Origin of the sequence: Zunongwangia atlantica 22II14-10F7, assembly GCF_002094855.1 — a bacterium.
Taxonomy (GTDB): domain Bacteria; phylum Bacteroidota; class Bacteroidia; order Flavobacteriales; family Flavobacteriaceae; genus Zunongwangia; species Zunongwangia atlantica.
Window position 1 is genome coordinate 252154 of record NZ_ARYN01000004.1, and the last position, 22971, is coordinate 275124.

Below are 22971 nucleotides of genomic sequence, written 5' to 3' on the forward strand. Positions count from 1 at the left end.
TACTATTGCTTTATCTTTCCTAAAACTTCGTTTACGATTTCAGTAATTTTCTGGTCTACATCAACTTTTATGGCGCTCTGTGGTTCCTCTAGCGTATCAAACTGAGATTTCAGTAAGGATTCTTTAAAATAATGTCCTTTTCTGGCTTTCATTCGCTTAAAAACCAAATCATATTCGGCATGTAAATACACAAAGACAACCTGATCTTTTAATCCTTTTGATAAACTTTCACGATAGGTTTCTTTTAAAGCCGAACAGGCCAAGACGGCACCTTTATTTTCACTCCAGTCCTTAATATTTTTAGCTAAAATTTCTAACCATTCTTTGCGATCTTCATCATCTAAAGCAAGGCCGCTGCTCATTTTTTTTACATTCGCTTCGGGATGGTAATCATCGGCATCGTAAAAGGGAATTTCTAATTTTTCGGCTAGTTTTTCACCAATTGTGGTTTTTCCTATTCCAGAAACGCCCATCACTACATAAACATTCATTCAAATAATTTTATTCCGTTGATTTCTATTCAATAATCGATCTCTAAAACTTCAAGAACCCTTGTTTCATTTCCTAATTTAAACTCGGTTTTTTGACCGACTTTCAATCCTGTCACTGCCTTTGCAATGGGTGCCACAAAAGCTATCTTTTGTTGCTTCACATTGGCCTCGTCTACGCCAACGATCTGGAATTGCTGGAAACTATTGGTGTTATGATTCTTTAATTTTACTTTAGCTCCAAAACGAACTTCATCTTCCGGTTGCTGATTGGGATGAATGATCCTGGCAGAAGCTCTTCTTTCGGCTAATAATTTCAATTTTCCATCGATCACTGCCTTGGCTCTGCGATCTTCAGTTTCATTATCAGTTTTTATTATTCCACGCTGATTTTCCAAATCACGTTGCTCCTGCTCCAAAGCTTCGTATCCACTTGGCGTTACATAATTTGTTACTCCGTTTGGTAAAGCCGCGCGTGGCGCAATTACCGGTGCTTCTTCCTGATCTTCTTCTTTTACAAATCCTCTGCTCATATTTTCATATTGGAATTTAAGAATATACGAAAAATTATAAGATTGTAGATTAAGCGCGGTGTATTTTAAATCTTTTTTAAAAAAGAAGTTTAATTTTGCTGAAAGTCGATAGAAATCTCTACATGAAAAATTTACTCGTTATTGGATACGTTTGGCCAGAACCTACATCTTCTGCCGCAGGAAGCCGAATGTTACAATTACTGAAGTTTTTCCTGAATGAAAAGTACACTATCACTTTTGCTACCACGACTGCCCAATCACAACATGCTTTCGATCTCGAAAAAATAGGCGTGAAAACGGCTAAAATCGAATTGAATAATGCTAGTTTTGATGAATTTTTAAAGAAAATCGATCCTGAAATTGTTCTTTTTGATCGTTTTATGATCGAAGAGCAATACGGTTGGCGAGTTGATGCGATTTGTCCTGAAGCGATAAAGATCTTAGATACCGAGGATTTACATTTTCTACGGAATACTAGAAAAAAAGCTTTAAATACTGAAGCTGAATTGCAGGATCTTATGCTAAATTCAGATTTGGCGAAAAGAGAAATTGCTTCGATCTATCGTTGCGATTTGAGTTTAATCATTTCTGAAGTTGAAATGGAACTTTTAAGATCTTTTTTTAAAATTCCTGCTAAAATTATCGAATATCTCCCCTATTTATTAGAAACCGAAGAGATCGACAAGGCTGACAATTCAGCTTCGTTTGACGATCGCCAGGATTTTATGTTTATCGGTAATTTTCTACACGAGCCTAACTGGCAGACTACTTTACTTTTAAAGCAAAAAATATGGCCAAAAATTAAACAAAAGCTCCCTGAAGCGAAATTGCATATTTACGGAGCTTATGCCAGTGATAAAGTATATCAACTTCAGAATAAAAAAGAAGGTTTTTTGGTGCATGGTCGAGCAGAAAGTGTCGATGAAGTAATGCAAAAACAAAGAATTTTATTAGCGCCAATTCAGTTTGGAGCCGGACTTAAAGGTAAAATGATCGATGCGATGCAAAACGGAATCCCATCTGTCACCACAGCTATTGGAGCTGAAGGAATTTCCGAAGAAAATCATTGGAACGGCTTTATTTGTAGCTCGGATGCTGAAATTATTGAAAAAGCACTTCAAATTTATACCGACAAAGATTTGTGGATTGCTAAGCAAGCACTTGGAAAAGCTATTTTAAAATCGAGATTTTCAGCTGAAGATTTTACAACTTCTTTTCAGCAAAAATTAATAGATTTAAAGACCAATCTTAGCAAACATCGCAGTAAAAATTTTACTGGTAGCATGCTGAAATTCCACAATAATCGCAGTACTTATTTTATGTCTAAATTTATTGAGGAAAAGGAAAAAAATAAAAGCAATGAGCACAACACCAGAACATGACCGTAAAATTGCCGTAATGAGTTTTGCTTCGGTATATCCACATTACGTTAATAAAGTTGAGAAAAAAGGTCGTACAAAAGCAGAATTACACCAGGTAATCGAGTGGTTAACCGGTTTTAGTGATACAGAACTACAGGAATTAATCGAAAAGAAAGTCAGTTTCCAGGAATTCTTTGAAAAAGCAAATCTAACCCCAAATGCATCGCTTATAAAAGGAGTAATTTGCGGCTATCGTATCGAAGAAATTGAAACACCACTTACTAAACAGGTGCGTTATTTAGATAAGCTGGTAGATGAATTAGCGAAAGGTAAAAAGATGGAAAAGATTCTTAGGGCTGAATAAAAAGTCTCTTAAAATCAACGAATATCGGCTCATAGTTTTTCTTCAATTTTTCACAAAAAAAAACCGTCGACTTTTAGGGAAAATTGACGGCACTCATTACAGAAGGAAAGGTAAACTACTTTATGGCAATCCCATAAAACATTTATCAATCAAACCTCTTTTTTCGAGATTAACCGTAATTCAATTAATCTCTTTTAAAATTATAACTTACTAATAAATAGAATTTTTAAACTAACTGAGTTAAACCTTCACTAAAGAGTTTTTGGTTTAAGCTTCTAAGTGTTTTTATTTTATTTTGAGTATCTACAAGTATAGAAATATTGTTGCTGCTACCACCGTAACTAATCATCCTAACCGGGATATCGTTTAATAGTTCAAATAACTTATAAGTGGAATGATCTTCAATCACAGATTCTCCCACAATACAAACAATACTTTGATTGCGATCTACCGTAATTTCACCATAAGCATTCAATTCTTCAAGGATTTTATCCAGGTTTCTGGTATCGTCGATTGTTAAAGAAATAGCGATTTCAGAGGTGGTGATCATATCGATGGATGTTTCGTAATTATCAAAAACATCAAAGATCTTACGAAGAAAACCATGCGCCATCAACATTCGGTTAGACTTGATCTTAATCGCGGTGATATCATCTTTTGCAGCAATGGCTTTAAGACCTTTGCTATGAACTTCAGAAGAGATTTTAGTTCCTGTTTTTTCCGGAGTAAAGGTATTTTTTAGGAAAATAGGAATTCCTTTGTTAATCACAGGTGATACGGTTTGCGGATGTAAAATCTTTGCGCCAAAATAAGCAAGCTCGGCTGCTTCTTCAAAAGTTAATTCTGAAATTGGATGCGTGCCTTCTACATGGCGAGGATCGTTATTATGAAAACCATCAATATCTGTCCAAATCTGCACTTCAGAAGCTTGTACAGCAGCACCAAGGATAGTTGCGGTATAATCGCTTCCTCCTCTTTTTAATGTACTAATTTCGTTGTGTTTATTGATACAAACAAACCCCTGAGTAATATATAAATCTGCTCTCTGCCCTTCTAAATGCGCATCTAAAAGCTCACCAACCCTATCGGTATCTGGATTTTCAAGATTATGAACCTCCATAAAAGCTTTGGCATCTAACCAAATGTTTTCGATTCCCTGAGATTTAAAATATTGAGAAACCATAAACGTAAGCATAGTTTCTCCATAAGTAACAATCTCGGCATAAACCGCATCAGAATATTCTTTGTGGCCGGCGGCCGATAAATCTTCAAGGCGCTTTGCTACAAAAGATTTGGTTTCTTTACTTAAAGTTTCATCCTGAATTAGACTATCGATTGCTGAAAAATGACGCTCCTGAAGCTTATTAATAATATCTTCAATTTGCTCGTAATTTTGAGTTTTCGATAAATTAGAAATTGCTACAAGCTCGTTAGTAACGCCACTCATTGCAGATAACACAAGAAGTTTTCTCCCTTCCTGGCCTAAGGTGATATTTTTTACATTCTGGATACTCTCCGGAGTTCCTACAGATGTTCCTCCAAATTTTAAAACTTTCATTTTCATTCTTTTGATATTGCATAATTAAAATGAAGTGGAACGAGATTAAAAAAAATGATTCATTTTATATACATTTGTACAAAATGTGTAATATTTAACAATGAAGACGATAACCACCTGTGTTCATGATATTATAAGGCATCAGCCGTTTTTAGACGATGCTATTGCAAGAGACATTGTAAACTTTAGTGGTCTTGCCGAAGATTTACGTCCTGAAGTTGAAAAAGAAATGCGAAAACCTGTAAAAGTGGGAAGCATTATCATGGCTTTAAGACGTTACGCACCAAAACGGACTAAAATTAACATGAACAATCTTCGTGAACTTGGGGATATCATTGTTAGATCTGGAATTACCGAATACACATTTCTAAATTCCAAAACCATTATCGCCAACAAATCCAGGTTGTTGGATGCAGTAAAAGATCAAACCGGAGTCTATCTTAACTATTCCAGTAATTACCAGGAAAGTAATATTTTGGTTTCTTCCTCTTTAACAGATTTGGTTGAGGATTATTTTAAAAATGAAGTACGCGTAACAATTAAAGAAGATCTTTCTTCTATTACTATTGCCTTACCTAAAAATAGTAGCCAATCTGTAGGTTTGTATTTCTACATTTTTAAACTACTGGCTTACGAAGGTATTCCGGTATTTGAAATGATCTCTACTTCCAATTATTTTGCGCTTTTCCTGGAACGTGAATATGTAAATAAAGCATTTTTATTACTCAACGAAATTAAGTCGGCTTAAAACTCAGTTCGCTTACTGTCAATAAACACTATGGCGATATTCGATAATTTTAGAAGTGATTTTTAATGCTACCAGTATTCTAAATATACGCCGGTCATGGCAACAATTGCAATAATTATTACCAATACGATCGCTATAAAGGTGGAGCCAAATCTTGTTTTCTTATTATTCTGGAGAATATAATCTTCAGATTGATTATCGTTTCTATCTCTAACTTGCATTACTGTGTGGTTTATTTTGTAGTTGAAAAGATAACATTTGAAGGGCAATTTTATCATTTTCAATTAATTGAAAACGATAAAATTAAATAAAAGATTTTGGTTATAATTTATGGAAAACCGTAAATTGATGCTAAACTTATGTGAAATCTATAATTTCTATTGTCAAAAATCGAATAAACCCTACATTTTAACTATTTGATCGTTTTTACACGATAAAAGCAGTTTTTGATAAACTAGTTTAGAGCAAATCTGTGAGACTTTTTTTAAATTCGTTCTTGTATCGAAATAAGCCTATGAGCATTCAATCTAGATTATCTAAAAAACTATTTATATTCCTGGATCAGGTTTTCCCATTCCATTCTTTTAAGCATTCGTACTAAAGCAGGATCTATTTGATCTACTAAATCTGAATTTTTAGGAAAAGAATAGCTGTAATAATCTTTTTTAAGCGTTTGCTTTAATACTTCAATAGATTTAGCTGCATTCATTTTTTCGATTTCATAGCGTAAAATAGGTTCATCGTACACTAAAAGATCGATCTCGTTATTTTTAAGTAGTTCGATTCCTTCCTCTTCCGCTTCAAGTTTTTCAGAATTTATTCCGTAGAGATCCAATAATTCTGCAGCACTACTACTATTTACCGTCCCTACTTTAAAACGATTAAGATCTGCAATACCGTTAATTTCGTCGTTAATACTTTTAACGGTAAGTGAAGAGGCAATACTTGCGGTAAGACTGGAAATAATAATGATCGCCATAAACATCCAAATTAAGCCTATAATACGACCACCCGTAGTTCTTGGTGATTTATCACCGTAACCTACGGTAGTCATCGTTACGGCGCTCCACCAAAAACCTTCGATTAATCCTTTACCTTTTCCACCTCCAAATTCTTCAGCATTTTTCTTGCGTTCAAAGATCCACACTAAAAAACCAAAAATAAAAATCACTCCTAAAAGGGCTAATATGGCCGAAATAAACTCCCAACTCCAAAGATTTTTCAGAATATTAATAATCTGAGATTCTTTGCGCTTAGCTACACCAGTGTGAGAAATAAAATAAGGCTGCGAAAAATCCATTCTTTGCATGCGGCTATCGGTAACCGTAATAGGATTGATACTAAAATCTACTTCTCCGCTTTCAACAGCATTTAAAAGGGCGGTAAGTGTGGTGTATTCTTTATATTCAAAAGTATAATCTAAACTTTCGTTCACTAAATTCCAGCTTTTTATACTTAAGCCGTCATAAGTTCCATTTGGATTTTGGGTTACAAAAGGTGGCGTAAGTTGTATGCCGATTTTGTAAGTTTTAGGAGTACTTTTTATAGAATCCTGAGATTCTTGTGCGTAAATATGTAAGCTAAAAACTAAAAAAAGGAGTAGTAAATAATACTTCATAAGATTAAGCTGAAAGAGTTTTCGAAGTGTAAAGAGCCGAAAAATACTTAATCCTGAAATAGTATCAAAATATGGATTATTCTGAATTTACTCTGAAGTTACTTTGTTAACTGTAGCGGTATCTTTTCTGCGGAAGTAGATTTCTAATTTCTTTCTACCAAAATTTCGTGCTTTCTGGATATCTTTTCCCATATAAATATCCACGCGCTTACGCCAGCGGTAATGCATTTTATCCTTAATTAAGAATATAGAATCGAATCCCTGGATTTTAATTTCATCATTATGCCCAAGACCTAAATCCATAAGATCTCTGGATATGGCCACTGCATTCATTCCGGGTTTTAAGGTGTCACCCCATGCGGCAAGACTAGGATTGTTACCTGCAGTTTGGTATCTAACCGAATTAAATGCTGAAACCGTCACCTGCAGCGTATCCCAAATTTCTTCAGGTGTATCATCTTTTACCTCTTTATCTGAAAATTTACAGGCTGAAAAACCTACAATCACAAAAAATAATAAACTAGATAAAATTCTGAATAAATATTTTTTGATCATTTTGGTGTTTTTCAGCCTGCAGCATTATTGCTAAAAGCGAATATAGATAAAGATTACTTTTGAAGCAAGTCTATATCCCCTTAGCCTTTAAGCTATATTTTGCCAAGATCCCAGCCATCACGGTAATTCCTCTTAACAAATTTATTGGCTTCCTCTAAATTGGTAACACGCATATTATCGCTATCCCAGGTCATTTGAATGTAACGTCCTGGATATTCAAATTCGATGTTTCCATTGGCATTTGTTTTTTCTCGTCTAATATCTGTACCACGAATTGCAAGGTTTGCAATCAATAAAATTTCGGTTAAAGGACCTGCGATCTCAAAAGGAGAACTCAATTCTTTTTTACCTGGACCGGCGATAGAAGCTTCTACCCACTGCCCATAGTGACCATTTGCACCACCTGGAACACGATCATATTGCTGCGCAACATTTACCTCATTAGTTCTTGAAGTTGGCAATAATTGCGGATTCTCACCATAGGTACCACACATCATTTTTCCTTTAGTACCAATAATTAACACTCCGTTACCACCATCTCCAAATACTTCATTTGGCCCTAATTCTTCTGGTCTTGTTGGCTGAATTCCACCATCCATCCAGTGTAATTTAAGATCACCATCTGTATTTTGATTACCATCAAAGGTCATGGTTACGTGGCTTGACGGTGGGCAACTTTCTGGGAAATATCCCCGTTTAAATTCATCTACATAAACACTACCTACACTACATTCTACGTTTTTAGGATATTTTAGATCCAGCACACGATAAGGAGCTTCAATTAAATGGCATCCCATATCACCAAGCGCACCGGTACCATAATCCCACCAGCCTCGCCAGTTAAACGGAACTAAACCATTTACATATTCTTTATAAGGAGCAGTTCCTAACCAAAGATCCCAATCTAATTCTGCCGGAACACTAGACTTTTTCTCTGCCGGCCATGGGATTCCCTGTGGCCAAACCGGCCTATCTGTAAAACAATATACTTCTTTAGCTTTACCTATTAGACCTGCATTAAACCATTCTCGCATTTTACGAACGCCGTCTCCAGAAGCTCCCTGGTTCCCCATTTGGGTAACTACATCATATTTTGCTGCAGCTTTGGTTAAAGCTCTTGCTTCATAAATATCGTGAGTTAATGGTTTCTGTACATAAACGTGCTTTCCTAATTGCATTGCAGCAAGGGTTTGGATCGCGTGGTTATGATCTGGAGTAGATACAGAAACGGCATCAAAATTTTTAGCTTCTTTATCAAAAAGTTCTCTCCAGTCCTTATAGTATTTAGCTTTAGGAAAACGTTCTCGTGAAGTTTTAGCACGACGATCGTCTACGTCACATAAAAATGCAATATCAGCTTTTCCTGTTTGATGAAAGCTCCAAATGTCACTTTGGCCTTTTCCACCAACACCAATACCAGCTACCACCAGTTTATCACTGGGAGCAACAAAACCAGGACCACCTAAAACGTGACGCGGAATGATACTAATACCGGCCGTGGCAAGCGCAGTACTCTTTATAAAATCTCTTCTGGAAGAGCTAGAGGATTTCTTGTTTTTTTCCATAGTTAGGGTTTAAAAAATGATAAATCGATTTAGTTGTTTATTCGTATTATTTTCAGAAAAAGCTATCAATATTCTAATATCTTAAGCTTCGTTTTTTCAAATTAACATTTTCTAAAGATATCTTTTAATTTTTAAAAATCCAATTTTCTAATATTAAGTTCAGTTGCTATTGAATTTTGTGGGCATCACCCATAATTTATTGTTCGATTCGGATAAATTATGGTGGAAAATTTCCAAAAAATAGCGTTGAAAAACTTCAAATTTCGCCAGAAGCCTTCAAAAACTGTTAAGAAACCATAAACAATGGGAATTAAAGTGGCATATTCTTGTGAGTGCATTTTAGAGCTGTACCTTTGCACACTTAATTGGCTGAGAGCAAGATTTCAGCCTTAATTAATCTTTGAAAAACAAATTTATGAGTCAAGTAAAGCAAAATGATACTGTAAAAGTTCATTACACAGGAAAATTAACCGATGGCCAGGTATTCGATAGCTCTGTAGAAAGAGGAGAGCCAATCGAATTTACTATGGGACAGGGACAACTTATTCCTGGTTTCGAAAAAGGACTTTTAGATATGGAAGTTAACGAAAAGAAAACCATAAATATCCCTAAAGAAGAAGCTTACGGTGAGCCAAGAGAAGAGCTTATTCAGGAAGTAGCTAAAACTCAGCTTCCAGAAGATCTTGATCCTAAAGTTGGTATGGGATTAGTTTCTAAAACTCCAGATGGTCGTGAAATGAACCTTGTGGTAACAGAAGTAAAAGAAGAATCTATCGTAGTAGATGGAAATCACCCATTAGCTGGTAAAGATTTAGTATTTGATCTTGAAGTTGTAGAGATCAAGTAATCTAAATAGCATATAAATCTCGATAATCGAGTAATTTTGCTAAAATATATAAATCCCTTTTCGGTCTATCCAGAAAGGGATTTTTTTATACCCATTATTTTATTGGCACCGCCAAAGGGTTTAATAGTCCGAAGCTTGCCTCTAAATTAAAAATTTGTTTCCAATTAATGCCTCGAGGTCTTGCCCGAGGTAGTTCACTTCAAAAAATACTATTAAAACCAGTAATATAAAACTTAAGCTTTTTATAAAATGTATTACTGCCTCGTTATAAGACTGTATCTTTAATCCAAACCAAAAACTAAAATTGTATTATGATTAGAAAAGCAAGCGCAGTTTGGAACGGAACTCTTAAAGAAGGACACGGAAATCTTTCTACAGAAAGCGGAGTTTTAAACGAAACTCAATATTCATATAAAACCAGATTTGAAGATGGTAAAGGTACCAATCCAGAAGAATTAATTGGTGCAGCACATTCCGGTTGTTTTACCATGCAGCTATCTGCTTTTTTAGCGGAAGAAGATTTTCCTGCTGAAAGCCTTAAAACAAAAAGTGAAATAACTTTTGAAGATGGTGTGGTTTCAAAATCACATTTAATTCTTGAAGGAAAAGTGCCAAATATTTCTGAAGAGAAATTCTTAGAAATCGCTAATAATGCGAAAGAAAAATGCCCATTATCAAAATTATTAGATACAGAAATTACTTTAGACGCTAAGCTGGTAAAGTAATTTGCAACTTTTAAAGATATAACACCTTATTATAAAATGTCCCGCAATTGCGGGACATTTTCATTTTGGTTGGTTGTTGGTAATATTTAGTACACTACCCCAAAGGGAACTAGCCCAAATTATCGAATAATGTATTTATATTTTTGTATCCTGAAAATTGAACAAATGAGTAATCTCTTTATACTGAAGCGCTTTTATTAGTCCGTTTTTAAGTTGTTGCATTAAATCTTCAGAAAACTTGTTGTTTTTAGCAAATTTTTGGTTTACTTCAAGTTCAATCCCAATATAATTTTGATTGAATTTTTCTCTAAGATAGGTGGTAAAACCATCAGATTTCCCAAAATAGGGATAATTAAACCTAATTTTTAAATCGACTTCCTTCAAAAGTTCCTCCTTAAAAATCTTCGAAAATCGCTTTTCTTCCTTTCGAGAAGGATCGTATAAAAGTCCGATATCAGTTTGGCGTTCTATGGCGTGTAAAACAGGTGTGAAACTATGTACAGAGATATGAATTACCTCCTCTCCTGCTCCAACAAATTTAGCAATGCTTTCTTCTACCTCATTTCGATATTTAAGGTAAAAAGAATCTATTAATTGTCTTTTTTGATCTGGAGTTAAAGATTTAGAATATTCAGAAAATAAATTGCGGTGATGTAATGAGCGATTAGGCTCTATTAACAAACGGCTAAACTTATAATCGAAGCTAAAATCGGCTATTTTCGATAATTCTTGAAACAATTTAAAAGCCCCGGGATCGTAAGCTCGATGTGTTTTCCAAACGGGATCTTTTTCATCTTTTATAAACTTAAATTGCTGTGGCAAAGCATTCCCTGCATGCTCACAACTTAAAACTAGCTTCACGGATTAAATAACTGGTTTTTAGATAAACAATTAGCCAATTCTAAATAAATACTTTTAATTTTTTCTTCGGAATAATTTCTATTTAAAGCACGTACAATTCTTGAAGATAATGAACCCTCTTTAAGAAGAAATTCGATCGTTTCACGATGTTTTTCTGAAAAATTAGTCTGAATTTTATCGAATATCGCCTGCCAGATTTCGCTAATTTTAGCTTTGTTCTTTAAACCGAAAATCTTCAGATAATCTTCATTTTTCACCTTCCCGACTTCAGCATCTTTAATGGCAATATTCAGGATATCCAGCAGGTCATCTTCTTTCCATAATTTTTGTTCAGCTAAAGAAATAAAATCTTCATTTACCAAAGCTTTTAAAGCTTCGATCACAAAAATAGCAATTGCAAGATCTGCTTTTGGGCATTCCTGTAGGTCTATGACTCTTATCTCTATGGCGCCACGATCAAAACGTGCAATCGCCCCCCGTGAGTTTAAAAAGTGATGTTCTAAAATTCCATTTTTATCGTAAGGCTTTATCGCTTCTTTTATAGGCTCAAAAATACCGCGATGATACTCTTCTTTGGTATAAAGACATTCAGGAATTACTTTTCCCGCCATCTGAGGAATTTCTTTCTGGTTTGTTTTATACATTTCCATACGGCTATCCATAAAACCAGTAAGCTGCCCTTCAAAAATTGGCGAAGAAGCGCTTAGTGCCGGAATTATTGGAAGTAAAATTCGTATCGCCGCATGCAGCTTTTCAAATTCAGCATCATCTGCAAAAGGAAGATTTATATGCATACTTTGCACATTACTCCAACCGTGGCCATTACAATCAAAGATCTTATTGTAAAGCTCGTAAACTTCATTGTAATCGTGTTCCCAAAGTTTGGTTTCCTTTAACGGATTCATTAAAGGATGTGCTGCTGTTGGTAAAAGTCGTGTATCTAAAGGTTTTAATAATGAGTTGATCTCAGAAATATTTTCAGCAAAAAGAACATCTAAATCTTCAATTTCTGCGGTTGGCCCGGCAGTTTTTAGTTCCACAACATGCCCAACCAACTCGTTACTCCATTCAATTTTCCCATTATCAACATCTGAAGTAATGCTTCCGGTTTTTTCAATAAATAGTTTATCGGTAATAGGATTTACCTGCAGGTCTTTATTTACCAGCATATACTCCAATTCTATTCCGTAAACTTCAAAAATATGATAACTCATCTTACTTTTTTTCCAGCCTGTTTTTTAAGGCTGTGATAATAGATTTATAGATTTCTTCGCCATAAAAAGCATCTTCAACTCCAAAATCGATATTTGGATTGTCATTTATTTCGATCACCATGGCTTCACCATTAATTTCTTTAATGTCGATACCATATAATCCATCGCCCATTAATTTAGCCGATCGTAATGCTAAATCTAAGACTTTTTCAGGAACTTCTTCTAATGCCATCGCATCTGCGTTGCCATCCTGATCATTCTTCTTTTTAGCGCTCCAGTTATAGATTTGCCAATGCCCTTTGGCCATATAATACCTGCAGGCATAAAATGCTTTTCCGTCTAAAACTCCAACGCGCCAATCGTAATCTGACGGTGTAAACTGTTGGGCAATTATCAACTCAGATTCCTTCAACATTTTAGTCACCAATTCTACATATTCCTCCTCGGTTTTAGCCTTTTTTACGCCAAAACTAAATGTAGAATCTGGAGATTTTAAAACCACCGGTAAGGCAATTTCAGCTAAAACCTGGTCTTTATTCTCTTTATGAATGATCATAGTTTTTGGCGTAGGAATTCCAGCATTTTGTAAAGCTTCGGCCATAAACACCTTATTGCAACATTTTAAAATTGCATCTGGATAATCGATTATGGCAATTCCTTCCTGCTGCGCCTTTCTAGCAAAAGCATAAGCCTCATTGTGAACTTCTGTACTCTGCCGAATAAAAAGTGCATCAAAAGCCGATAATCTTGATAGATCTTTAGGTGAAATAATTTCAACATAAAAATTCATCTTTTCTGCAACTTCAACAAACTTCTTTAGAGCCTTTGGATTACTCGGTGGCGCTACATCATCTTTCTGCACCAAAATCGCCAGATCATAATCGTAATCCTGCGGCTTAACGGTGTCGTATCTCTTTTTAGAAAAATAGTCGCTTGCAAAAGCATACATGCTCTCTAAATGATCCTTCGGAATTTCAGATTCAGATAATGCTTTTATGCTTTTAATCGTCCATTTATTACTGAAACTAAACTTTACCTGTAAAAAGGGAATCTGGAAGTGCCTGAAGAAAAGCGAACTTAACTCCCGGTATTTCTGCGCTACGTTTTGTCCAAAATAAATGCTCAGCACAAACTCGGCAGACTTTATCGATTTTAGTGATTTCTGAATAACGTCGTCAAACTCTTCAGAAATTACTTTTACCAGTTTAGGCTCTCGTAAATCTACCAGGTTTTTCACCGTTGGAATGGCCAAATGGCCACGTGCTTCAGCTAAAAGAGACACATAGTATCCTTTAGACTGATAGCTATAATTTTTGGATAAGTTGAAAATTCTTGCACCTTTTATTTTCGCGTAAACAGGATTGGTTAAATAATCTTTTGCCGCAATGATGCTCACATTTTCAAGCTGAACCGGCCATTTTTCAGGCTGATTCACCACTAAAAATTTATTCATTTAAAATTGAAAATAATCAAGCAAATGTAATCGAAAATTGAATTGGTAAATCATAAAATTTCAAAATTATAAGCTTGAATATTCACTCAATTTCAATATCAAAAAATCAAATATTAAAGTGTATTTTTCAATATTTTTTAAAAAACCAACCTATTTTTTTGAATCTAAAAATAGGAGTTGAGATCTCGAATTTTATTTCTATTTTACGATCTTAAACCACTTACTCACTATGAAAATAAAACAACTTGGCCTGTTTGCTTTACTTTTTGCACAAGCAGGTTTTGCTCAAGACACCAACGAAAAATTGATGGCGAAAGCCAAAAAGATCCACGAAAAAGTGATCACTATCGATACGCATAACGATATCAATGTGAATAACTTTACCCACGATCATAATTATACCGAAGATCTTGATACGCAGGTAAACCTTCCTAAAATGGATGAAGGTGATCTAGATGTTTCTTGGTTGATTGTTTACACCGGGCAGGGCGATTTAGATGCTGAAGGATATAAAAAAGCCTACGATAATGCTATTTCTAAATTTGAAGCCATTCACCGTTTAACTGAAGAAATTGCTCCAGATGAAATTGGTCTTGCCACAACTTCTAAAGAAGTGAGAAAACTGGTAGTACAAGGAAAAAAAGTAGCGATGATTGGCGTAGAAAACGGCTATCCAATTGGTACTGATATCAAAAATGTGGAGAAATTTTATGATATGGGCGCTCGTTATATGTCTTTGGCCCATAACGGTCATAGTCAGTTAAGCGATTCGAATACCGGCGAAGCAGATGACGAATGGCTAAATAATGGATTAAGCGATCTTGGTAAAGAAGTGATCAAAGAAATGAACCGTTTAGGGATTATGATCGATGTTTCGCATCCTTCTAAAGAAGCGATCAAACAAATGTTCGAGCTTTCTAAAGCACCACTTATCGCCTCACATTCTTCAGCCAGAGCTTTGTGTGATCACAGCAGGAATTTAGATGATGAATTACTGGCGCTTTTTGATAAGCATGGCGGAGTGATCCAAACCGTGGCTTTCAGCTCTTATGTTAATACTGAAAAACATGAGGCTTTTAATACTGCAAAAACTGAAGTTTACGAATCGAAAGCCAAAGACATGGGCTTCGAAATGTTATCTTGGGGAGAAGTTCGTGAACTTGATGAAACTGAAAGAGAAAAATATATCGAAAATTATAGAAAAGTAATTGCAGATTCAGATAAAGAAATTGAAGCTTTAAAGGAAACTGTGAGCCCTGTTGATGTTTCAGATTTTGTAGATCATATCGATTATTTAGTTGAAAAAGTAGGAATCGACCAGGTTGGAATCAGCTCAGATTTTGATGGTGGCGGGGGAATTGATGGCTGGAATGATGCTTCAGAATCGTTTAATGTAACGTTAGAACTTGTAAAAAGAGGTTATACTGAAAAAGAGATCGCTAAACTTTGGGGAGAAAATCTACTACGCGTTTTAGATGAAGTTGAAGCTGTTGCCAAAGATATTCAGAAGGCATAAATATTTGTATTGAATTTGAATCCTCTATGAGGAAATAAAAAAATCGTCGGCTATTTTATCCAAAATCGATAAAATAGCCGACGATTTTTTTTCTCGATAATCGAGATTTAATACTCTTAGATCTGGTTTAAAATTAAGATGATTTTAATCATTCTTTTTTCTTTTCTTCTTATCCCAAAAAACATAGGCGCCAAACAGAGCCAAACTTACCAGCGACCCCCACAATAAACCAGATTTTAACTGATCTGTACTTCGGCCTAAAATGGCGATAAAAATTGTAAGCGGTGCAATTCCCACTAAAGTAGCACCAATAAATTTCCAATAGGTCATTTTTAAAATTCCGCCTACAAAACTAATGGCATCATTAGATAAAAACGGATTGATTCTGGTTACGATAACTGCCCAAAATCCATAATCGTCTATAAAGTCGGCTATTTTTTGTTCATTCTTCTCTCCTATCAAACGTTCTACGATCACAGGTCCAAAATAGCGCCCAATCACATAACCAATGGTACTGGCTGAAAAAACAGCTCCAAAAACAATCAAACTTCCCCAAATTGGGCCATAAGCAATTATAGAAACCACCATTAAAGCCACAGACGGGATAACGATTAAAAACATCTGAATGATCATAGCTAAAATTAAAACCACAGGGCCAAACCAGCCAAAACCATCTACCCATTGTGTAATTCTTTTTTCATCTCCGCTGGTAAGTACTGCCCAGGCTTCATCCAAGAATTCCTGTACAGAAGGAATTAAAAAATAACAGGCCACTATAGATGCAACAAGCGCCAATGAAACATACAATGGCGCTTTACTTTTACTTACTGAAGCAGTTTTAATATCTTTCTCCATAAATTATTGTAGCTCAACTTTAAGGATATTGGCAGGATCGCTGTGCCCTTCGTTAGAAATAAATAAACTTCCATTTTTACGAAAAGCTATCCCTTCTGGCTGATAAAATTTATCTTCTTTTAATAAATATACTTTTTTCGTCTCTCCGGTTGGGGTTAAAATCAAAAGCTTAGGATTCTTAGCATCTAAAACATAAATTTCACCGGTTTCTGGATGAATATTCACTTCAGAAGGCATCATAACCCTTAGTTTATTTTTTGTTTTTACGTTGGTGAAAATCTCATCGTCAAGCTGAATGGCAAACACCGGTTTTTCCTGAAGTTGTTTTGTTTCTAGATCGAAAGCATAAATCCCTTTGGTATCATTATTTACAGGATCACGATCTTTTACGGCAACAAGTAGGCGGTTGTTTTTAAGATCTGCGCACAAACCTTCAGCATTATGTTTGGCTTTAATAAAAGTTTCATGTTGGGTTACCAGTGGTTTATCAGAAAGGTAATTTTGTATTTCAAATAAAACTCCGTCACTACGCATTACAAACGCATCTTTTCCAACAATAGCCAGACCTTCGTAATCTCCAGATTTTCCAAATTCGATTTCCTGTTCTATTTCTTTAGAGCTAAGATTGTAAATAAAAATGATGCCTTCTTCATCCTGTACTGCAGCCATTCGATCCTCGTCCACAAAATCCATCCCCGAGATTTCTTCTAATCGATTAGGTAAATCCCATCGTTCTTCGATTTTATATTCTTCTGTGAAATCCCCTCTATCCATATTAAAAGGAAAATCGAGCGTAAAATATACGATAGCAACAATGGCTAAAATCCCTATTGTTATAACTACTACAATTTTATTCATATTTACCCATCATTGTAATTCCTTAATCCCAAAAAAGCACATTTGTATTTAGCGTGCCATCTTCATTAAAAACCAGGTTTTTATCTGGATTTCCATCTAATTCTACCTGATAATACAAAACAGTGTCGATTACCAAAATAGCTGTATCATCAACCTGATAACCCTTGTAATTTGTGGCCAGTTTGTTATTAACTTCTTCTGAAAGTGCTGTTTTGGCAATTTCATATTTATACTTCAGCATATTTCCTTCAGCATTAAAAATGGCTTCGTAATCTATATTTTCAACTTCAAAATCTACTTCGTAATCCTCTCCAAACATTTCCCATTCTACATCTTTGGCTTTGGGATATTCTGCCTGAAAAGCATTTAAAACCACAGAAGGAACATCTGCTCTAAAATCGTCTTCGTCGTCTGATTCGCAACCAGCGCCTACTAACAAAGATACTAAGCTAAAAAGATAAAGTGTCGTTTTCATATTTTAAAAATTTTATAAAACAAAGGTGAAAATGAAAACTGTAAAGAAATTGGAATTGGATGTTTTAGCCATTAATTTTTAAAATCACTTAGCACATCTTCTACAATTTGCGCTATATCTTTAGCCAAATTAGTACCTGCAATTCCTTCTTTATCTTTTAGGTATTTACTAATTTCTACGGAAGTAAATTGATAGGTTTCGCGTAATCCGGCAATTATTTTTTCCAAATAATCTGGATGCGGAGTATTAATTTCGGTTTTAAGATAATTACTATTGGTAAAGCTGAAAACAGGCATTTCTTCACGGTATCCTAAAAATAAAATTCGGTTATACCAAGCATCAGATTGAAGGTCTAAATAGCCACTTTCAATAACTTTTTTTAGATCGATATCCAGAGCATCTTCAGTATCAATTTCCTGCTTTACCAGATCAATAAATTGCGATTTAGAAATGCTATATATTCTCCCGAAGCTTTGTACGCTTTTATCTTCTTTAGGATGTATAAAAGCTGCTGCACCGCCACTCCAGGTTTTGGCGCTTTTAGCGAAATAAAGCTCGTGATTTATTAAAAACGTCTGTTTTGCCTTCGGTAAAGTCTTATCTAAACAACCTTTATAAGTTCGTTTTGCTCCTTTTGGTGTTCCGCCGGCGATATAGCATAAAAATCGGTCTTCCATTAAGTTTGAACCATAGCAGGCATACCAAATTTGTTCAAAATCTCTCATTAGTCCTTTTTTGAAAACCTAATAAAATTTCTTCGGAAAATATCCAATCTTAACTATTCTTTAGCGTGCAAAGGAAATTTGGTAGTGAAAATGTGAGCATCTTTAAACTTATAATCCAATGCTAAATCGTACTTTACGGCAATCGCTTTTGCAAGCGCCAAGCCTATCCCGCTAGAAGAAGTTACGCCAGATTGCTTATAAAAACGCTGAAATATTACAGCCGAGTTTAGTGCTTTTTCGCCTTCATTTTTTACACTAACAAAATCTTTATTTAAACTAATAATTACTGCAGTTTCTTTTGAAGAATGAATAATCGCATTCTTAATAAGATTCATATAAAGAATAAACATCAAGTCTTTGTTGCCTTTAAAAAATAGCTCTTCGTTTTGTTGAAATTCGATATTTATTCCTCGTAACTCAGCCAGATCTTTTAAACTATCTATTACTTCTTGCAGGATTAAGTTAATGTTTAATTGTTCGATATTCTCAAACTGCTTATTTTCGATTTTACTTAAAAGCAGTAGTGATTTATTGAATTTAGATAAGCGTTCCAGGTTTTGGATGCCATCTGCCAGTAAACGCATATCATTTTCATCTAAATGTTCACTCTCTAATAATAATTCTAGCTTGTTAATACTTATTGCAAGCGGCGTTTGTAATTCATGTGAAGCATTTTCTATAAAATGTTTCTGACTCACATAGGCTTCTCTGGATTTTTTTAGCAGGCGATCTACATTTTGATTCAGCAGTTTAAATTCTTCAATATTTGTTTCAGAATAATTCATTTTTTGATCACTCTCTATATTGAAATTCTTTAATTTTTGAAGCAAATCATAAAATGGATGCCATACTTTTTTCAGCAAAATATTATTCAGCAGTAATATCGAAACCACCATCCCAATATAAAGCCACAAAATACTGTAAAATAAATCCTCGATAAGATCATCTTCTTCTACCATAGAAGTGATCACCTTTACCTTATAATATTCGTCATCGTGTTTAAAAATACTTTCTAAAAGCCGAACAGGTTCAAAATCATCTTCATTTAGCATATACATGGTAGTATCCCGATATTGGTCTTTATGCGCAAGGATTTTATCAGATTTTTCTACCTTTCTAAAGGTATAATAGCCATCATCAAAGTTGATTTTATTTAAAATTGAAGGATCTTTTTTAGCTTTTTGGATCACCAGCATTTTTTGATTCTCCAAACCATCGTCCATGCTATCGTAAATTTCGTCTAGCATTTGCCAATAGAAAATTAGCGCCCAAACGGTAATAATTAACAGCAGCAAAAAAGCAAAATAAGAAGTGGTGTAATTAAGTAATTTCATTCTACCATCAATTTATATCCTACACCGTAAACCGCTTTTATTTTTAATGAAGACTGATGGCTCTTTAGTTTTTTACGAAGGTTTTTTATTTGCGAATAAATAAACTCAAAGCTATCTGCCTGGTCGATATTATCGCCCCAAACATGCTCTGCCAACGAAGGTTTTCGTACCAGTCGTTCTTTATTTGCAACCAGATACATTAAAATATCAAACTCTTTGCGGTTAAGTTCTACTTCCTCACTTTTAATTTTTACGCGTCGCTCTTCTGGGAAAATTTCGGTATTTCCAAGGGAAATGGAATTGTTGCCATCAAAATTTCTTCGTCGTAAAACCGCTTTAATCCTGGCATTTAACTCGGCCATATAAAAAGGTTTAGGCAAATAATCATCTGCTCCCAATTCTAAACCTTTTAATTTATCATCTAAAGAATCTTTGGCAGAAACAATAATCACGGCTTCCATAAGCTGTTGTGATTTTAAATATTGAAGCAAACTTAATCCATCTCCGTCTGGCAAACCAATATCCAATAAAATACAATCGTAATTATAGACACCTATTTTTTCTTGTGCTTCTTTACAATTATGAGCAGTTTCCACCAGGTAATTCTCCTTCTCTAAATTCTGCTGAATGTTCTCTAACATTTGCAGTTCATCTTCAACAATTAAAATTTTCATATTGGGCAAATTTCAGCAAAATTATAGATGAAATTGGGAATAAAACTGGATAATTCTTTTTTCTGAAGAACTATTGCTAAAATGAGTATCTGCTAATTTTAAAATTACCTTAAATACAAATGTTAATTTTATAAGTCTTTGTTTATTTGTACGTAATTATTTAAAACTATGCTGTCGAAACTTAAAAACTCGCCTAAATTAAAATGGGCTGTACGAATTCTACTGGGTTTAATTGCACTGTTTATCTTGTTTTTTGCCAGTGTTTATTTTGGAATGTGGGGCAAGATCCCATCTCGAGAAGAGCTTAGTGAACTTCAGCAAAACAAAGCAACACAGGTTTTATCTAACGATGGGCAATTAATAGGTAAATTCTATATTTTCGACAGGCAGCCAATTATATTTGAAGATCTTCCGAAGCATTTAATAGAAGCTTTAATCGCTACTGAAGATGCCAGATTTTACGAGCATAACGGCATCGATAATCGTAGTTTAGGACGTGTATTTTTTAAATCTATTCTTTTACAGGACGAAAGTGCCGGTGGTGGAAGTACAATCACCCTTCAGCTGGCTAAAAATATCTACGGAAGAAAAGATTATGGCGCTTTAGGAATTGTCGTGAATAAGTTTCAGGAAGCCATTATGGCCAAGCGAATAGAAAAGATCTACAGCAAGAATGATATCATAACTTTATATTTTAATACCGTTCCTTTTAGTGATAATACCTACGGAATTGAAAGTGCTTCGATGAAATTTTTTGGCAAGCATGTAAAGAATCTTAATGTTGAAGAAGCCGCTGTTTTAGTAGGAATGCTGAAGGCTTCGCATAGATATAATCCAAGAATTTTCCCAGAGCGCAGCAGGTTACGCCGTGATGTGGTGCTTACACAGATGGAAAAATATGGTTATTTAACTGAAGAACAGAAAAATAATTACATCAAAAAAGATCTAATTTTAGATTATAAGAACTACAGTAATAAAAAAGGCCTTGCCCCCTATTTTCGTGAACAAATTAGAAAAGATCTAAGCAAAGTTTTAGATACCATAAAAAATAAGGACGGCGAGAAATACAATATTTATAGAGACGGACTCATTGTTCACACCACTTTAGATTACAAATTGCAAAGTGTTGCTGAAACTGCAATGAAAGAACACATGGCCAGTTTGCAACAGGAACATGAAAATTCTTACGGAAACCGAGCACCCTGGTTAACTAACGATGCGATTTTAAAAGATGCAATTCAGCGATCTAAAGCCTATCAGAATTTAAAAGAAGATGGATTTTCTGAAGAAGAAATTATGAAAGAACTTCAGAAGAAAAAACAAATGGAACTTTTTGAATACAGCGGAACAGTAACCCGACAAGCCAGTACGATAGATAGCATAAAACATTATCTAAAATTCTTAAATTCTGGTCTACTTTCTGTAGATCCAAAAGATGGCGCAGTGAAAGCCTGGGTAGGCGGTGTAGATTTCAGATACTTCCAATACGATCATGTTTCGCAGAGTAAACGCCAGGTTGGTTCTACTTTTAAACCAATTGTGTATACCACAGCAATCGATAAGGGAATTGAACCCTGTACTTATTATTCGGGGCGTGCAGTTACTTATAAAGATGGTTGGAAACCTACAAATGCATCAACTGAAGAGGAAGAAGAAGATCTTAATTACAGCATGAAATACGCGCTTAGCCATTCTATGAACACTATTGCTGTGAAAGTTTTATTGGATGCAGGAATTTCGAATGTGGTTGAAAAAGCACATCAAATGGGAATTGCTTCAGATTTACCTGAAGTACCTTCAATTGCTTTAGGTACTGCAGAAATTAATATGGAAGAACTTACCCAGGCCTATACCAGTTTTGTGAATTCAGGACGACCTTCAAAACCTTATTATATTACTAAAATTGAAGACGGCTCAGGAAACTTGTTGGCCGAATTTAAAGCTTCTGAAAAGCAGGAAGAGGCATTTTCCGAAGAAACAAGACAAATCATGGTAAATATGATGCAAGCCACCGTAAATGAAGGAACGGCTACACGACTGCGTTATATTTACGGGTTAAACAACGACATTGCTGGTAAAACCGGAACAACTCAGAACAACAAAGATGGCTGGTTTGTTGGCGTTACTCCCAATTTGGTTACGGTTACCTGGGTTGGAAGTGACGATCATCGTATTGGTTTTAGAAATACAAGAATTGGCCAGGGCGCAAATTCGGCGTTACCCATTTTTGGAAAGATGATGCAAAAAATGAATGCCGATTCTTATTTTAATGAGATTACTAATGCACGTTTTAAAAGACCATCTAGCGAAGTGGCCGAACTTCTAGATTGTGAACCTACAAAAGAAGATAGTTTCCTTAAAAAGCTTTTTGGCAGTAAGAAAGACGAACCTGAGGAAATCGATATGGATGAACCAGTGAAAGAGGAAAAAGAGAAAGAGAAAAAAGGTTTCTTTAAAAGATTATTCGGCGGAAAGAAGAAGGATAATTAAAGCTGATAGAATATTTCTTTCCAAAAAAGGCAGATCACAACTCACAAAAAGCCCGAATAAGCATAATTATTCGGGCTTTCATGCTTCAATTTATAGATTAAGCAGTTTAGAATAAGCCTTTAATTTTAAAGTTCATATATTGCTTTGAGGTTTG

The 22971-nt window shown here is 34.9% G+C and carries 23 protein-coding genes; 7 read left to right on the plus strand and 16 right to left on the minus strand.

What is annotated here, in order from left to right:
- Positions 1-2: 2 nt before the first annotated feature.
- Together IIF7_RS05995 and IIF7_RS06000 are read right to left on the minus strand one after the other, a co-directional pair.
- A complete protein-coding gene (locus IIF7_RS05995; protein ID WP_084840769.1) occupies positions 3-491 on the minus strand; it encodes a gluconokinase in 489 nt (162 codons plus the stop codon).
- Positions 492-520: 29 nt separating this feature from the next.
- A complete protein-coding gene (locus IIF7_RS06000; protein ID WP_084840770.1) occupies positions 521-1021 on the minus strand; it encodes a GreA/GreB family elongation factor in 501 nt (166 codons plus the stop codon).
- 122 nt (positions 1022-1143) lie between these two features.
- Here IIF7_RS06000 and IIF7_RS06005 point away from each other — a divergent pair, with 122 nt between their 5' ends.
- Positions 1144-2403, plus strand: a complete 1260-nt coding sequence (locus IIF7_RS06005; RefSeq protein WP_084840771.1) for a glycosyltransferase family 4 protein — start codon at positions 1144-1146, stop codon at positions 2401-2403.
- Positions 2381-2746 carry a DUF2200 domain-containing protein gene (locus IIF7_RS06010; RefSeq protein ID WP_084840772.1) on the plus strand — a complete coding sequence of 122 codons (366 nt, stop codon included), beginning with the start codon at positions 2381-2383 and terminating at the stop codon, positions 2744-2746. Before IIF7_RS06005 ends, IIF7_RS06010 begins: the two co-directional genes overlap by 23 nt.
- A 226-nt stretch (positions 2747-2972) precedes the next feature.
- Here IIF7_RS06010 and IIF7_RS06015 read toward each other — a convergent pair whose 3' ends face one another.
- Complete coding sequence (locus IIF7_RS06015; RefSeq protein ID WP_084840809.1) at positions 2973-4304, minus strand: aspartate kinase; 1332 nt, start codon at positions 4302-4304, stop codon at positions 2973-2975.
- A 100-nt stretch (positions 4305-4404) separates the two neighbouring features.
- Between IIF7_RS06015 and IIF7_RS06020 the strand changes: the two genes are divergently transcribed.
- Positions 4405-5052, plus strand: a complete 648-nt coding sequence (locus IIF7_RS06020; RefSeq protein WP_084840773.1) for a hypothetical protein — start codon at positions 4405-4407, stop codon at positions 5050-5052.
- Positions 5053-5120: 68 nt separating this feature from the next.
- On the opposite strand, the gene IIF7_RS20810 is transcribed toward IIF7_RS06020, so the two are convergent.
- The 4 genes from IIF7_RS20810 to IIF7_RS06035 all read right to left on the minus strand — a co-directional run bounded on the left by IIF7_RS20810 (position 5121) and on the right by IIF7_RS06035 (position 8790).
- The gene (locus IIF7_RS20810) at positions 5121-5273 is read right to left on the minus strand and encodes a hypothetical protein (protein ID WP_176218906.1); all 153 of its coding nucleotides are present in this window, start codon (positions 5271-5273) and stop codon (positions 5121-5123) included.
- A gap of 323 nt (positions 5274-5596) precedes the next feature.
- Complete coding sequence (locus tag IIF7_RS06025; RefSeq protein WP_084840774.1) at positions 5597-6670, minus strand: transporter substrate-binding domain-containing protein; 1074 nt, start codon at positions 6668-6670, stop codon at positions 5597-5599.
- Between the two features lie 87 nt (positions 6671-6757).
- Positions 6758-7225: a 3D domain-containing protein gene (locus IIF7_RS06030; protein ID WP_084840775.1), complete on the minus strand. Its 468-nt coding sequence runs from the start codon at positions 7223-7225 to the stop codon at positions 6758-6760.
- Between the two features lie 92 nt (positions 7226-7317).
- Entirely contained in the window at positions 7318-8790 is a 1473-nt protein-coding gene (locus IIF7_RS06035; protein WP_084840776.1) for a Gfo/Idh/MocA family protein, read from the minus strand.
- Between the two features lie 415 nt (positions 8791-9205).
- Here IIF7_RS06035 and IIF7_RS06040 point away from each other — a divergent pair, with 415 nt between their 5' ends.
- Complete coding sequence (locus IIF7_RS06040) at positions 9206-9637, plus strand: FKBP-type peptidyl-prolyl cis-trans isomerase (protein ID WP_084840777.1); 432 nt, start codon at positions 9206-9208, stop codon at positions 9635-9637.
- A gap of 311 nt (positions 9638-9948) precedes the next feature.
- The gene (locus tag IIF7_RS06045) at positions 9949-10362 is read left to right on the plus strand and encodes an OsmC family protein (RefSeq protein ID WP_084840778.1); all 414 of its coding nucleotides are present in this window, start codon (positions 9949-9951) and stop codon (positions 10360-10362) included.
- A gap of 135 nt (positions 10363-10497) precedes the next feature.
- On the opposite strand, the gene IIF7_RS06050 is transcribed toward IIF7_RS06045, so the two are convergent.
- The 3 genes from IIF7_RS06050 to IIF7_RS06060 are packed head-to-tail and all read right to left on the minus strand — an operon-like array spanning position 10498 to position 13890.
- Positions 10498-11223 (minus strand): N-formylglutamate amidohydrolase, encoded by a 726-nt coding sequence (locus IIF7_RS06050; protein ID WP_084840779.1) that lies wholly within the window; start codon positions 11221-11223, stop codon positions 10498-10500.
- The gene (locus tag IIF7_RS06055; protein WP_084840780.1) at positions 11220-12437 is read right to left on the minus strand and encodes a carboxylate-amine ligase; all 1218 of its coding nucleotides are present in this window, start codon (positions 12435-12437) and stop codon (positions 11220-11222) included. Before IIF7_RS06055 ends, IIF7_RS06050 begins: the two co-directional genes overlap by 4 nt.
- A 1-nt stretch (position 12438) precedes the next feature.
- Entirely contained in the window at positions 12439-13890 is a 1452-nt protein-coding gene (locus tag IIF7_RS06060) for a RimK family protein (protein WP_084840781.1), read from the minus strand.
- A gap of 229 nt (positions 13891-14119) precedes the next feature.
- Between IIF7_RS06060 and IIF7_RS06065 the strand changes: the two genes are divergently transcribed.
- Positions 14120-15406, plus strand: coding sequence for a dipeptidase (locus IIF7_RS06065; RefSeq protein WP_084840782.1), 1287 nt, complete (start codon positions 14120-14122; stop codon positions 15404-15406).
- Between the two features lie 144 nt (positions 15407-15550).
- Here the strand turns inward: IIF7_RS06065 and IIF7_RS06070 are convergent, their stop codons facing one another.
- The 6 genes from IIF7_RS06070 to IIF7_RS06095 all read right to left on the minus strand — a co-directional run bounded on the left by IIF7_RS06070 (position 15551) and on the right by IIF7_RS06095 (position 20327).
- Positions 15551-16261 carry a TVP38/TMEM64 family protein gene (locus IIF7_RS06070; protein WP_084840783.1) on the minus strand — a complete coding sequence of 237 codons (711 nt, stop codon included), beginning with the start codon at positions 16259-16261 and terminating at the stop codon, positions 15551-15553.
- 3 nt (positions 16262-16264) lie between these two features.
- On the minus strand, positions 16265-17119 hold the full coding sequence (locus IIF7_RS06075; protein ID WP_084840784.1) for an SdiA-regulated domain-containing protein: 855 nt from the start codon (positions 17117-17119) through the stop codon (positions 16265-16267).
- Positions 17120-17141: 22 nt separating this feature from the next.
- A complete protein-coding gene (locus tag IIF7_RS06080; protein WP_084840785.1) occupies positions 17142-17594 on the minus strand; it encodes a PepSY-like domain-containing protein in 453 nt (150 codons plus the stop codon).
- Positions 17595-17665: 71 nt separating this feature from the next.
- Positions 17666-18319 (minus strand): hypothetical protein, encoded by a 654-nt coding sequence (locus IIF7_RS06085; RefSeq protein WP_084840786.1) that lies wholly within the window; start codon positions 18317-18319, stop codon positions 17666-17668.
- A 53-nt stretch (positions 18320-18372) separates the two neighbouring features.
- Entirely contained in the window at positions 18373-19653 is a 1281-nt protein-coding gene (locus IIF7_RS06090; protein ID WP_084840787.1) for a sensor histidine kinase, read from the minus strand.
- Positions 19650-20327, minus strand: a complete 678-nt coding sequence (locus tag IIF7_RS06095) for a response regulator transcription factor (RefSeq protein WP_084840788.1) — start codon at positions 20325-20327, stop codon at positions 19650-19652. The genes IIF7_RS06090 and IIF7_RS06095 overlap by 4 nt, the downstream gene beginning before the upstream one ends.
- A 168-nt stretch (positions 20328-20495) precedes the next feature.
- Between IIF7_RS06095 and IIF7_RS06100 the strand changes: the two genes are divergently transcribed.
- The gene (locus IIF7_RS06100; RefSeq protein ID WP_084840789.1) at positions 20496-22817 is read left to right on the plus strand and encodes a penicillin-binding protein 1A; all 2322 of its coding nucleotides are present in this window, start codon (positions 20496-20498) and stop codon (positions 22815-22817) included.
- The last annotated feature ends 154 nt before the right edge of the window (positions 22818-22971 follow it).